Here is a 12330-nt window from a genome sequence, read left to right on the forward strand (position 1 = left end):
GAGGAAAATATGAGAGATATTATAATGGGTGAATTTTTCGGAACAATGATTCTTATACTACTCGGTGACGGCGTAGTAGCAAACGTTTTACTCAATAAGAGTGGACAAAAAGGTGGAGGCTCTGTCCAAATCACATTTGCATGGGGTCTTGCAGTACTAGTCCCTGCATTTATATTTGGAAAACTATCTGGCGCAAGCTTTAACCCAGCTTTATCAATCGCCTTAGCTTTTAAGGGAGATGTCGCTTACTCTGACTTACCAGCTTATATCATAGCTCAATTGGCTGGTGCCTTCGTTGGTGCTGTTTTGGTATATATTCTCTTTAAAGACCACTACGATGCAACTAGCGATAGACCACTTGATGTAAGAGGAACTTTCTGTACAGCTCCAACTATACCAAATACTTTTAGAAACCTACTTTCAGAAATAATCGGTACTTTCGTACTCGTATTAGCTATTCTAGGTCTTTCTCAAGTAGACGGAGCAGGAACTGTCGGAGTTGATAAGTTTTTAGTATTTGGAATAATCGTCTCTATCGGTATGTCTTTGGGTGGACTTACAGGTTATGCTATAAATCCTGCCAGAGACCTTGGACCAAGAATTGCCTATGCAGTACTTCCATTCAAAAACAAGGCAGACCCTAACTGGGGATATTCTTGGATTCCAGTAGTAGGACCAATATTAGGTGGTCTACTAGCAGTAGTAATCTATAACTTTATCTTTATATAAGATTTATAGAAATTAGAAAATAGGAAGTGAGTTTATGTTTGATGTAATTATAATAGGAGCAGGCGTGTGCGGGGCCTCCATTGCCAGGAGGCTATCCCGTTACAAACTTGATATACTCCTTCTTGAGAAAGAAAACGACGTATCTATGGGCGCAAGCAAGGCCAACTCTGCCATAGTCCATGGAGGATATGCAGAAAGTGGCAAGGAGCTTAGGGGTAGGTTGTGCTATCCTGGAAGAGTTTCTTTCGAAAAACTCAACGAAGAGCTAAACTTTGGCTTTTTGGCCAATGGTTCTCTTGTTTTAGCCTTCGATGAGAACGATATGAAAATGCTCGAGGTTCTCTTACAAATGGGCAAGGAAAACGGCCTCGATGATATAGAAATCATAGGTCAAGAAAAACTTCGCGAGATCGAAGAAAATGTATCTGATGATGCAATAGGTGCCTTATACTGTAAGGGTGCAGGAGTTTGCTCTCCTTATGAATATGTAATAGCCCTAGTAGAAAACGCCATGGATAATGGTGTCAAGCTAAAACTGGATAATGAAGTCGTAGAAATCGAAAAAGAAGAAGATGTATTTAAGGTTAAGACAGATAAGGGCGAATCTTTCGAAGGAAGATTTGTCATAAATGCGACTGGACTTAATGGTGCCAAGGTTTCTTCTATGATTACTCAAACTGATTTTGATATCCATCCAAGAAGTGGCGAATATCTAATCATGCAAAAGGGAACTGGATCTCGCATTAAAAAGGTCCTCTTCCAAACACCTAGTCCTAAGTCTAAGGGAATTCTCGTAACTAGGACCTATCATAACAATATCTTGATCGGCCCTGATGCAATAGATGAGGAAGAAATTGACCTAGGTACCCACACAGAAAGACTAGAAGAAATCTATAAGCTAGCACAAAAGTCTGTCAAAGAAGATGTCCTAAACTTAAGGGAATTTATAAGATCTTTCACAGGACTTAGACCAGCATCTTCAACTGGAGATTTCATAATCGAAAATACTGAGACTGATGGCTTTATAAATGTTGTCGGCATCCAATCACCTGGTGTTACTTCTTCTCCTGCAATAGCAGAGATGGTCGAAGATATACTAGTTGACATTGGGCTAGAATTAGATGAAGATCCATCTTACAATCCAAATAGAAAGCCAATAATCGAGTATAAGGACCTCGAAGACTTTAACAAAGTAAAAGATAAGGTCGACCTCCCTCTGGGAGATCCAGAAAGACTTGTTTGTAGGTGCGAGCAAGTAAGCGAGAAAACTATTAGAGATGCGCTTAATAGAGGAATCGAGCTTACAAGTTTTGACGCAGTCAAGAGAAGAACCCGTGCGGGTATGGGCTTTTGCCAAGGTGCCTTCTGTAGAAATAGGGTCCTTGAAGTAATGGAAGACGAATATGGTCATCCTATAGAAAACAAGAAGTTTGACAGCGAAAACTCAGGAATTTCTAGGATTAATAAGAAAGATATAAATGAATTAATAAAGGAAATCGAAAATAAATGAGGTTAAAATAAAGACTTTTGATTTTATCTTTAACTGGAATGATAAGGCGGGGAAATTTTTCCTCGTCCTTTTTCTTAGCAAAAAATTTTGCAATTATAGCAAGATCCTTGAGATTTTTATCAATTAGATTTTCCTTAGAATTTTAAGAAGTTTAAATAGTAAGCATATTTCTATTTGAGAATAGGTCTAGGATAATAAGCCTTAGATATTTTTATAAAGCTAGTATTCTCATTATTAATTTTTCTTAGGATCTTTAGGATTTTCCACTTAAGACCAAAAGAAAATCGCCCCCTATAGGGCGATTTATTTACTTCTAGATTATCTTAGTATTCAAAACCAAAATATTTCTCGACTGCCTCATGTTGGGTGCCGTGTTTAAGTTTGGCTACCGCCTCATCTCCTCCAATTATATGAGCAAGTCTTAGGGCTAGGTAATTGGTCACGGCAGCTCCCCTTCCTGTAGTGATATTGCCATCTGTCACTACAATCTCATTATCTACATACTCCCCTGTCTGATCCATCTCATCTTTCATATCTGGGAAGGATGTGGCCTTTTTGTCAGATAAAATTCCTGCCTTATTGAGGACTACTGGTCCTGCACAGATTGCTCCTATGATTTTGTCCTCATCGTTAAAGCTTCTTAGAAGGTCTAAGACTTTTTCATTATCCCTCATAGCATAGGCGCCCTTTGTGCCTCCTGGAATATAGACTCCCATATAGTCTTCTTCCTTGATATCAGAAAAGCTAATATCTGCCTTAAAGGAAACATCCTGACTTGTCTTAAGCTCTTTACTTTCCTCGACAGATGCGATGTCAAGCTCAACTCCAATTCTTCTAAGATAATCAACTACTGTAAATATCTCTATTGTCTCGTTGCCATTTGCCACTAAAACTAAAAATTTATTCATCAAAACTCCTTCTTATTTGTGATAAGGATGGTTATTTATTATCCTAAAGGCCCTATAGATTTGCTCTGAAAGGATGACTCTCATAAGCTGGTGGGGATAGGTAAACTTGCCAAAGGAAAGCTTCTTGTTAGCACGCCCCGTTACATTTTTGGAAAGACCATTGGATCCGCCTATTACAAAGACCAGGTCTCTCCCTCCTCCTATAAGCATTTCATCTTTGATAAAGTCTGCGAACTTCTCGCTAGTCATCTCTTTACCTAGGATTTCTAAAGTCACAAGGAAGGCTCCGTCCTTGATTTTGGCTAGGATCTTCTCCCCTTCCTTATCCTTTATCTCTTCAAGCTCCTTTTCAGAAAGGCCTTCGGGCGCCATAATATCTGCTACTTCTATAATTTCAATATTGTTGTAGGCTCCCATCCTTTTGATATATTCGTCTATAGCATCCCTATAGAATTTCTCCTTAATCTTTCCTACTGCGACTATCTTTATGTTCATTAATCTTCCTTGATGTAAGAGATAAAGGAATCATATACTTTTGAGTAGCCTTCCTTAAGCAGGGAATCCTTGATATAGGATTTAATCTCACTAGTCTTATAGACTTTTCTAGGGTCTGAGTTTAAAATATCAAACACATCATCTACAATTATCGCAAGGTCAGATGTGTTCATAGCTGCCTTCTCATCTCCTGCAGCATTTTTGATAGATCTTTCAATCTTATCCTTAGAAAATCTCTCGACAGCTCCAGTCCTCTTGATTACATAGGTATTTTCCTTATCTTCCAGCATTTCACCCACAAGGTCTACGTCTAGGGTCTGTAGGTCACTTCTTATATCCTCCAGACTTAGTTTATTTTCATCTAGATATTTTTTGATTTCTCTACTTAATTTAGTCATTACTTCCTCCTCGCTTTTTATATTTATACCCAATGATAATTTTTTGGTATAAAAAAAGCAGATTTCTCTGCTTAGACTGTAGACAAAATCGAAATTACCCTTATTTCGACCGAACGGAGTGAGCGGAGAAATCTAATGAGATCTCTCCACGCGTTCGTTTCACTCACTTAGTCGAGATAAGGGTAACTTAACTATAAAATAAATTTAAATTAAAGCTACTTTGTCTACTCTCTGAGCAGATTTCTCTGCTTAATTTGCTCTTAAAGCCTCTATGGCTGATAGTTTGGTTGCTCTTCTGGCTGGGATATAGCCTGCAAGGACTCCTACCATTGATGAAAAGCCAACTCCTACTAGGGCTAGCCATATTGGAATTAGGAGGATTTTAGCATCTTCTCCCCCTCCCATAAAGATCCCCGATCCTTGGGCGAATTTATTTATCAGGCTTCCTATAAGTAGGGAAATGATAAGTCCCACAATTCCTCCGAAGAATCCTATAAAGCCCGATTCTATAAGAAACATGGACCTTATATCGTTGATGGAAGCCCCTATTACCTTCATCACTCCGATTTCCTTTTGTCTTTCATAGATACTCATAAGCATGGTGTTGATTATTCCTATAGCCGAAACTATGAAGGCAACGGAGCCGATTCCTCCAAGTATCAGTGTTACAATCATGCTAGTCTTTTTGATCTCTTCGGCAGATCCTGCAGATGATTGGGTCTGAAAACCCGCCTTTCTTATGGCTTTTTCGACTTCTTCTAGCTTTTCAACATCTTCTACTACAACACTTAAGTTATCGTATTTAATCTGACCGTCATCTTTGACCTCTATTGGTTTTCCATCAGGGCCAAAGTTTTGGTTAAGCTGTGGACTTTCTAGTTTCTTATCTTCCTTTTGAAGCTTCTTGTAGAGGCTTTCGTTAATCACTGATGACCAGCCCATTACAAAGGACTTGGAGTTTAGGGTACCAGAAATCTCCACAGGAATATCCGCATGGGTCGGCTTTTTCTCCTCACCATTTTCCTGATTTTCATCTCCAAAATTGACCCCGTCGTCATTTTCATCTTTCCATCCTAGCCTTATAAAATACTTATGGCCCCTGTAGTCGAAATCTTCGACGGGCTCTCCGGAGTAGCCTCCTCCTCCTTCACGAATCATCTTCATAGGCCTAACCTCAGATCCTAGGATAATCTTATTGTCATCAGTCCTATTCATCTTAGAACCTGAACTAAACATATCTCCTGTAAGCTTATCGATTACATCATCTGGCATTACTTGGATTTGACTATCTAGGCTGTAGTCATCTTCTCCTTCTATCTTGATTTCACTATAGAAGCTTTTGAATGGAACTACGACCTTGACCCCATCTATGCTTTGAAGTCTCGAGATACTTGCTTGGTCAACCTTAGTCGAACCCCCATTATTTTCTGTGAGGATAGTAATAGAAGTAAGACCTCCGAATGATTCTACCATATCCTTTTGTTGTTGGTTAATCCCCAAGGCGAAGGCAATCATTAGGATTATGGAGCTTGCTCCAATAACTACAGATAGGACTGTTAGGACTGTCCTTGACTTCCTTCTGACTAGGTTTCTTAGGGCCATCTGGAATCTGTCACTAATCTTCATCGTCTATTATTAGCTCCTCGTTCTTTTTCCCCTTCCTTTTCTTTCTCAAAAGTAAGAGCAGAAGGGCTGCAAGGACTATAATTCCTATCCAGATAAAGGGAGATGAGAGCACTGATGAGTTTTCCTCCATAGGAGGAGCTTCTCCTATCATCTCTCCTGTTTCAGGATCGATCATTCCGCCTTCTCCTTCAAAGCCTCCCATTACTTCAGTGCTAAAGTCCTTAGTCTTCTTGTAGGCCTTGCCCCTGGAGTCTTCGTAGATTATCTCTATAGTTCCAGATATCTTGCCCTCAGATTTGGGAGTTATGTTACAAGAGAAGGTCTCCGTGCTTCCAGCGTTGAAGTTTCCAATAAATCTCTCGTTTTCATCTACGTCAAAGCCATCTCCCTTGACCCTTACCATTACCGTATCGAGATTATCCTTTCCTGTATTATAGATATTTACAGATAAAGATCCAGGAGTATTGGCATTTAGCTCTCCCAATTTGACCTTGCCGAAGTTTACTCCAGACCTTTGGGCTACAGGGATGCCAATGGTTTCTGTGCTCTTGTATTGGTTGCCCAAATAGTCCTCATATTCCATGGTAAGATTTACCACATAAGGACCTGGAGTTGCATTTGGTAGGACGCTCATTGTTATGTATTTACTAGTCCAATCCCAAGGGTAGAGGGCTGCTACATAGAAGGTATTTGACCTATCTACCGGTGTAAAGACAGATCCATCAGATACGAGGGTATTGTTGGCAGTGCTAGTATTTTGTGGAGCAGATGCCAGGGTTTGCTCTAGGGTAACCTTGAGATTGTAGATAGTGTTTTCATTATTAGTGTTATAGAGGGTAAAGGATAAGTCGAAGTTCTCCCCTGCCTCTGCTATAGATGGGCTAAGCTCATAGTCTGAGATTATAAGCTTAGGTTGATTTTTGATAGGACCTTGGGAAGAGCCTGTATCATTTGCCCCTGGGATAGCTTCTCCAGAGGAAGTTTCAGCTGTATTTGTAGTTTCTGTTGTGTCAATATTAGCCATCATTTTCTAGTACCTCGTCAATTGTATATTTCTCGTGAATTTTCTCTAAACGTCCGTCTCTCATAAAAAGTACCTTGTCAGCAAACTCGGTCATCTCTTCATCGTGGGTTACCATAATAAAGGTCTGCTGGTTTTCTTTGGTAATCTTTTTGATAAGATTCATAATCTCAAAGCTCGTCTTGGTGTCGAGATTTCCTGTCGGTTCATCGGCAAAGATAATCTTTGGAAGGCCAACGAAAGCACGAGCTATGGAGACTCTTTGTTGCTGACCACCGGAAAGCTCGTTTGGCTTGTTGTCCATCCTATCAGAAAGACCCACTTCCTTTAAGATCTTGTAGGCTTCCTTCTTTCTCTCCTCCCTACTAAGTCCCTTGAAGGTTAGGGGAAGGGAGACATTCTCCCAGGCTGATAGATAAGGAAGGAGGTTGTAGGATTGGAAGACAAAGCCTATATTTAGGTTTCTAAATTTAGTAATCTCTTCCTCATTAAGGTCGGTTAGGGAGATATTTCCGTATTTTATAGATCCCTTGGTCGGTCTTTCAAGACCTGCGAGCATATTAAGTAGGGTCGACTTACCCGAACCACTCGTTCCCAAAAGAGCCACAAACTCGCCCTTTTTAATATCTAGGTCTATCCCATCCAGGGCCTTTATGATATTACCACCTAGCTTGTAATATTTCTTAAGCCCTCTGACTTCTATTAAACTCACTAGTCTTCCTTTTCTTCCTCTTTCTTGAAGTGAGGATTTTTCTCCTTGATATATTCGTCATAAAGCTTCTCATCTAGGACAATGTCGATTTCTCCTATGAGATTTTCTACATTTTCTTCTGTAAATTTCCTCTTAAATCTGTAGAGTCCGTCGGAATCGTCAGCCTCGAAAATTCCTCCCATATCATAATGGTCATAGCCTTTTTCTGCTGCATATTTTACTTCTTCGTAGTTTATCTGATAGTTTTGACCCATGTCCTTATGCTCATCACTTGAACCACCATAAAGGGCAAGGGCCCTGTTTCCATAGCAGATTAACATAGATGAACAAAGTGGAGTCTCGTCTAGATAAGAAACTGAAAGCCTTATCTCGTCCTTGTAATTATCATAAAGAGCCTTGAAATACTCGTAAGGTCTGTGATTAATACCAGCTCTTTCGGCAGTATCTACTACTTGCTTGTAGAGGATATCCACTCCTTCTTCTCCGACTTCCCTTGTCTTGATTCCGTCCCTGTAGGATTTTCTGGTGTGTTTTCTAGTATTTTTGGAGAAATTCTTGAAGATCTCTTCCCCATCTCTCCCGTCTATGTCTAGGACCATGTTAAGAAGGGGCTGAGATGAAGTAGTCTTGTCATGGCGGATAGTAATTCCGTTTTCCGCATAGAGCTTAACTAAATCCTCATCCCTGCGAACTAATGGGTCTATACGAAGGAGGAAGCCGTAATTTTCCTTAGCAAATTCACTTGCTTCGTCAATTAATTCCTTCACCAATTCTATATCTCTTAGGTCACAGACAGGTCCTCTCGTAGCATAGAAGAAGTTCTTGCCGACCTTTCCATCTTTTATATATAAAACTGAAAGGGCTCCCTTGATTTCGCCATCTTCTTCGACATAGAAGTAGACGCTTTCCCAATTGGCCTTGATATTCGCCCAGCGCATATCCTGCATGAAGTTGCCATATGGCGAATTCTTGATAAAATCATTGTATTTTTTAACTAAGTCCTTGTTGTTTTTATCTAAAATCATATTACTCTCTCTTTCACTTCAAATTAACTGTTATGCCCCTAGCCATACATTTACTTAATTATAACAGGAGCTAGGGGTTTTTTCAATATATTCTATTGATAGATTACCCTTCCCTCATCATAAAACCAGGTGATTTCTTGGAATTTCCCTTCATAAATATCAAAAATCCTATCCATTGACTCAGAAAGCCCGTCGCTTTTTTTCATATTATCATAAGAATCCCAGAAGAGCCTACCTTCCCTATTATTTTCGATAAGCTCTCCCTTAAAGTCACTCGTCCTAAAGAGAAACCCAATATCTCGCCTTCCTTCGACAATCCAAGTGATAAGACCAACAAGTTTAGGATTTTCGATATCGAGATTAGTCTCCTCCTTGGCCTCTCTAATGACAGAATCGGTAAGGCTCTCCCCTTCCTCGACCTTGCCTCCAGGAAAAGTAAGCCCCTCCCAGCCATATTTTTTGACCTTGTCAAGAACTAGAACCCTATCATTAACTTCATCACAAATCATAACCATATTCATTAATCTAGTCTGCATAAATCCTCACTAACTTTATCTTCTCTTATTATTATATGTTATTTATAATTAAGTAAAAGTTTGTACAAAAAATTGGACCCTAAGGCCCATTGATTTAGGATTTTTGAAAATGATTTAGAAAGTCTTTAGGTGGTAAGGTAAAAGGCTATGAGTTTAATGCTCACAGCCCTTTTCTTATATAGTCTTGAAAGTATTATCTGAGTTTTCGTTTATTGTTTTAAGACCACTATTTATTGCTACTAAAACTCCTGCCATCATAAATACAAATACTATTATTAGAGGGATATAATTCATATTTGTTATCAGGCCTTTTATTGCAAATCCTAATTCATAGTTACTCCTATAGGCTCTTAACACAATACCTATAGCGAACATAAAGATATAGGCTAAGAAAATATTTTTAAACAATATCTTCCCTTCTCCAAATACCATCTTTTCCATTTGTTTTTCTGTCATGCCTGCTGTTGATAGAAGTTTAAAATCATTGGCTCTCGCTCTAAGGTTGCCTTTAAAACTATTATAGGCATTGGAAAGAGCAATCGTTATAAGAATGATTTGGATAGCTAGATTTAGAAGTCTTTCATTCCTTATTACTTCTTTATCCATAGCTGCTTTTAGAATTTCTGTGGAAGTTCCATGGTCAGATTTTGCAACATAGGTCGAAATCACTTTTTCTGCATCTTCAAATACTTTTTCTTTATTATTATCAGCTTTAATTTTTACAAAGTAATAATAAACTGGGTCGCCTTCATCTATTCCATATTCATCAATAAATTTTTTCATGGTACTTTCACTTGTAAAGATAGATATTTGATTGTCATTATAAGCTTCTAGATTATAAGGCATTTCATCGATACTTGAATCTATTTTTATAGGCATGGACTTACCATCTGCATTATATTTTAAAGTTACTTTTCCAGTATTCTTATCAGAAATTTTTATATATTCATTAAAAGAATAAGGGCTTCTACTATCTTTTGGAATTTTATTTAGTAGTAAATACTTTGCATTCGAAATATTATTTTCTTTTAAAAGTTTTTCGAAATCCTCATCTGTTAAGGCATATATGTTGGAATGTAATTTATCTTCCAGTATTTTACCGCTATTTAAAGCTTCATTTAAATCCTTAGAAATAAAATCCTTATTATCACCAAGGTAAAATTTTGTATCAACTCTTTGGTATACATGCAATTGGTCTATGCCTTCAACTTCTTCTATATCATGAACAAAGTTTTTATCCAAAAAATCACCTATATAAATACTAGAGTCAAAATTGTAAGGACTTTGGTAGTTATTATATTTTTCCTCTAAACTTCCATATGCCCGACTTACTAAAACATTAGTCAGTACCAAGGCAGACAGAGCCATGGAAATTACAATAATTCGATAGGTTGAACGATAAGACCTGTAATAATCTTTTGCTAAAGTCTTTTCTATTGGTCCATTTATTTTTGATTTTCCTAATTTAATATTTTTTTCTGTAATCCCATTTAAACCTTCGACAACATTTATCTTCGCACTTTTCTTGGCAGGGACCAATGCTGAAAAATACACCATTATCAAGGATAACAAAACAATTATTAAAATAGATATAGGGCTTGGAAATATGAAATGGAAATCCATAGATTTTACACTTTGACCTAAAATATTTGATATGTTTTGATAAGATTTTGTATTATTAAGCCACATCAAATATAAGAGCAGATTTGCAGAAGCCAAAGATAAGATTGTTCCCAAGGCTATTGGTAAGGTTGAAAGTTTAAATGCTTTCTTTCGAATTAATTGCTTTACCTGCTTATCTGTCATCCCAGTGCTTTTTAATAGAGCAATTTCCTTTAAATCCCTATTATTCCATACATTAAAAGCCCCATAAATGATAAATGCAAAAAGTAGGCAAAGAAAGAAGGCTGATCCATATTGTTCTAAAGCTGAGTTTACAACACTTTTTGGTGGAATGATTCCTTTTGGATAGACCATTTTATATTCTAAGATATCTTTATTATAAAATACTCTACCAATATCTAGGGCATGATTCTCATCAATATTCATTTCTGATAAAATTTCCCTAGTCTTTGTATAAGTATCTCTTATATTTTTATACCAAATCTGGGCTTCTATTCCATCATTTTTTTCAAACAAGACTTTTTTATCATCACTTTCAGATAAACCTACAAACATAGCCTCTTCAAATGAAGAGCTAAAATCATCATAAGTACCAACTATTTTATAAGTTTTATCACGAACATTTATTTCAGAACCCAAATCATATTCTTTATTTTTTATTAAAAATCTCTCTGGTACTAAAAGTTCATTTGCTTTTTCTGGCTTTTTTCCTTCCTTAATGTCATAGCCTAAAAGACTTACAGGATCTCCATTTTCATATATAACTGCATTTAAGTCTGTTTTTATTATTTTATTGAAAGAAACTTTTTCTATATCTTTATTGTTTTTTAATTTATCATAAAAACCTTCGTCAATTCCAGTTATCTTCACATGATAATCTCCAAAAGTTTTCTTTACATACTCATACTTGTCAGTTTTTAACGAGTTGAGGATAAAAATTACAGTTCCTAATAACATTACTGCTAAAAGTATTGATATTTTAATAGAAAAACTGTCTTTCTTATTATTTTTTACAGCTCCATCAGCTAGGTCATTAATAATTTTCATAAGTTCCATCTCCTAAGAAATTTAACCTACCGTCTACCATTCTATAGACCTTGTCACAAGAATTTGCTACTTTTTCATCATGAGTTATGATCATAATTGTAGAATTTAGTCTCTTATTTACAAGTCTGAAAAGTCCTATGATTTCTTCAGAATTTTTTCTATCAAGATTTCCTGTAGGTTCATCTGCTAGGATAATGGCAGGTCTTGTAATAAGGCTTCTAGCAATAGCCACCCTTTGTTGCTCACCACCTGATAATTGTTTTGGATACCTATCAAGCTTTCCTTCTATTCCTAGTATCGATAAAATTTCCTTTAAATATTCGTCATCTGCCTTTTTATTGTCTAACAAAAGAGGAAGTAAAATATTTTTTCGAACGTTGATGTTTGGAATCAAATTAAAAAATTGATAGACAACGCCTATATTCCTTCTGCGAAATACTGTCATTTCATCTTTGTTAAACTTGGTAATATTTTTATCTTGAATAAATATATCACCACTTGTTGGTTTATCAACTCCTGCAAGTAAATGAAGTAGTGTAGATTTACCAGATCCACTGTCTCCAATGATGGCAACTAGGTCTCCTTTTTCTAGTTCAAAGTTTACATTTGAAAGGGCATTTACTTCTACTCCGCCCTTATATGTTTTTGTTAAATCAACTGTTTTTACTATATTCATATTGTATCCTCCTTAACTTGTCTA

The 12330-nt window shown here is 37.0% G+C and carries 12 protein-coding genes; 2 read left to right on the forward strand and 10 right to left on the reverse strand.

Annotated features, from left to right (window positions below; genetic code table 11):
• Positions 1–9: 9 nt before the first annotated feature.
• Entirely contained in the window at positions 10–729 is a 720-nt protein-coding gene (locus C7D97_RS05805) for an MIP/aquaporin family protein (RefSeq protein WP_105301152.1), read from the forward strand.
• A gap of 34 nt (positions 730–763) precedes the next feature.
• Complete coding sequence (locus tag C7D97_RS05810; protein ID WP_105301153.1) at positions 764–2239, forward strand: NAD(P)/FAD-dependent oxidoreductase; 1476 nt, start codon at positions 764–766, stop codon at positions 2237–2239.
• A gap of 323 nt (positions 2240–2562) precedes the next feature.
• On the opposite strand, the gene C7D97_RS05815 is transcribed toward C7D97_RS05810, so the two are convergent.
• The 10 genes from C7D97_RS05815 to C7D97_RS05860 form a co-directional block, all read right to left on the reverse strand.
• Entirely contained in the window at positions 2563–3147 is a 585-nt protein-coding gene (locus C7D97_RS05815) for a DJ-1 family glyoxalase III (RefSeq protein WP_105301154.1), read from the reverse strand.
• A 12-nt stretch (positions 3148–3159) separates the two neighbouring features.
• Positions 3160–3642 carry a 23S rRNA (pseudouridine(1915)-N(3))-methyltransferase RlmH gene (gene rlmH / locus C7D97_RS05820; RefSeq protein WP_105301155.1) on the reverse strand — a complete coding sequence of 161 codons (483 nt, stop codon included), beginning with the start codon at positions 3640–3642 and terminating at the stop codon, positions 3160–3162.
• The gene (locus C7D97_RS05825; protein ID WP_105301156.1) at positions 3642–4040 is read right to left on the reverse strand and encodes an ATP cone domain-containing protein; all 399 of its coding nucleotides are present in this window, start codon (positions 4038–4040) and stop codon (positions 3642–3644) included. The genes rlmH and C7D97_RS05825 overlap by 1 nt, the downstream gene beginning before the upstream one ends.
• Before the next feature lie 249 nt (positions 4041–4289).
• Positions 4290–5666, reverse strand: coding sequence for an ABC transporter permease (locus tag C7D97_RS05830; RefSeq protein ID WP_105301157.1), 1377 nt, complete (start codon positions 5664–5666; stop codon positions 4290–4292).
• The gene (locus tag C7D97_RS05835) at positions 5656–6693 is read right to left on the reverse strand and encodes a COG1361 S-layer family protein (protein WP_105301158.1); all 1038 of its coding nucleotides are present in this window, start codon (positions 6691–6693) and stop codon (positions 5656–5658) included. Before C7D97_RS05835 ends, C7D97_RS05830 begins: the two co-directional genes overlap by 11 nt.
• Entirely contained in the window at positions 6683–7399 is a 717-nt protein-coding gene (locus C7D97_RS05840) for an ABC transporter ATP-binding protein (protein ID WP_105301159.1), read from the reverse strand. The genes C7D97_RS05835 and C7D97_RS05840 overlap by 11 nt, the downstream gene beginning before the upstream one ends.
• Positions 7399–8424 carry a lipid II:glycine glycyltransferase FemX gene (locus C7D97_RS05845; protein WP_105301160.1) on the reverse strand — a complete coding sequence of 342 codons (1026 nt, stop codon included), beginning with the start codon at positions 8422–8424 and terminating at the stop codon, positions 7399–7401. Before C7D97_RS05845 ends, C7D97_RS05840 begins: the two co-directional genes overlap by 1 nt.
• Before the next feature lie 92 nt (positions 8425–8516).
• On the reverse strand, positions 8517–8960 hold the full coding sequence (locus C7D97_RS05850; protein WP_105301161.1) for an 8-oxo-dGTP diphosphatase: 444 nt from the start codon (positions 8958–8960) through the stop codon (positions 8517–8519).
• A gap of 174 nt (positions 8961–9134) precedes the next feature.
• Positions 9135–11630, reverse strand: a complete 2496-nt coding sequence (locus C7D97_RS05855) for an FtsX-like permease family protein (RefSeq protein WP_105301162.1) — start codon at positions 11628–11630, stop codon at positions 9135–9137.
• Positions 11617–12306 carry an ABC transporter ATP-binding protein gene (locus C7D97_RS05860; protein WP_105301163.1) on the reverse strand — a complete coding sequence of 230 codons (690 nt, stop codon included), beginning with the start codon at positions 12304–12306 and terminating at the stop codon, positions 11617–11619. Before C7D97_RS05860 ends, C7D97_RS05855 begins: the two co-directional genes overlap by 14 nt.
• Between the last annotated feature and the right edge of the window lie 24 nt (positions 12307–12330).

Origin of the sequence: Anaerococcus marasmi, assembly GCF_900290195.1 — a bacterium.
GTDB lineage: Bacteria > Bacillota > Clostridia > Tissierellales > Peptoniphilaceae > Anaerococcus > Anaerococcus marasmi.

Bases quoted from the DNA above. Each gene is read 5' to 3' on its own strand.
- C7D97_RS05805 (WP_105301152.1), top strand. From the start codon at position 10: ATGAGAGATATTATAATGGGTGAATTTTTCGGAACAATGATTCTTATA.
- C7D97_RS05810 (WP_105301153.1), top strand. From the start codon at position 764: ATGTTTGATGTAATTATAATAGGAGCAGGCGTGTGCGGGGCCTCCATT.
- C7D97_RS05815 (WP_105301154.1), bottom strand. From the start codon at position 3,147: ATGAATAAATTTTTAGTTTTAGTGGCAAATGGCAACGAGACAATAGAG.
- rlmH (WP_105301155.1), bottom strand. From the start codon at position 3,642: ATGAACATAAAGATAGTCGCAGTAGGAAAGATTAAGGAGAAATTCTAT.
- C7D97_RS05825 (WP_105301156.1), bottom strand. From the start codon at position 4,040: ATGACTAAATTAAGTAGAGAAATCAAAAAATATCTAGATGAAAATAAA.
- C7D97_RS05830 (WP_105301157.1), bottom strand. From the start codon at position 5,666: ATGAAGATTAGTGACAGATTCCAGATGGCCCTAAGAAACCTAGTCAGA.
- C7D97_RS05835 (WP_105301158.1), bottom strand. From the start codon at position 6,693: ATGATGGCTAATATTGACACAACAGAAACTACAAATACAGCTGAAACT.
- C7D97_RS05845 (WP_105301160.1), bottom strand. From the start codon at position 8,424: ATGATTTTAGATAAAAACAACAAGGACTTAGTTAAAAAATACAATGAT.
- C7D97_RS05850 (WP_105301161.1), bottom strand. From the start codon at position 8,960: ATGCAGACTAGATTAATGAATATGGTTATGATTTGTGATGAAGTTAAT.
- C7D97_RS05855 (WP_105301162.1), bottom strand. From the start codon at position 11,630: ATGAAAATTATTAATGACCTAGCTGATGGAGCTGTAAAAAATAATAAG.
- C7D97_RS05860 (WP_105301163.1), bottom strand. From the start codon at position 12,306: ATGAATATAGTAAAAACAGTTGATTTAACAAAAACATATAAGGGCGGA.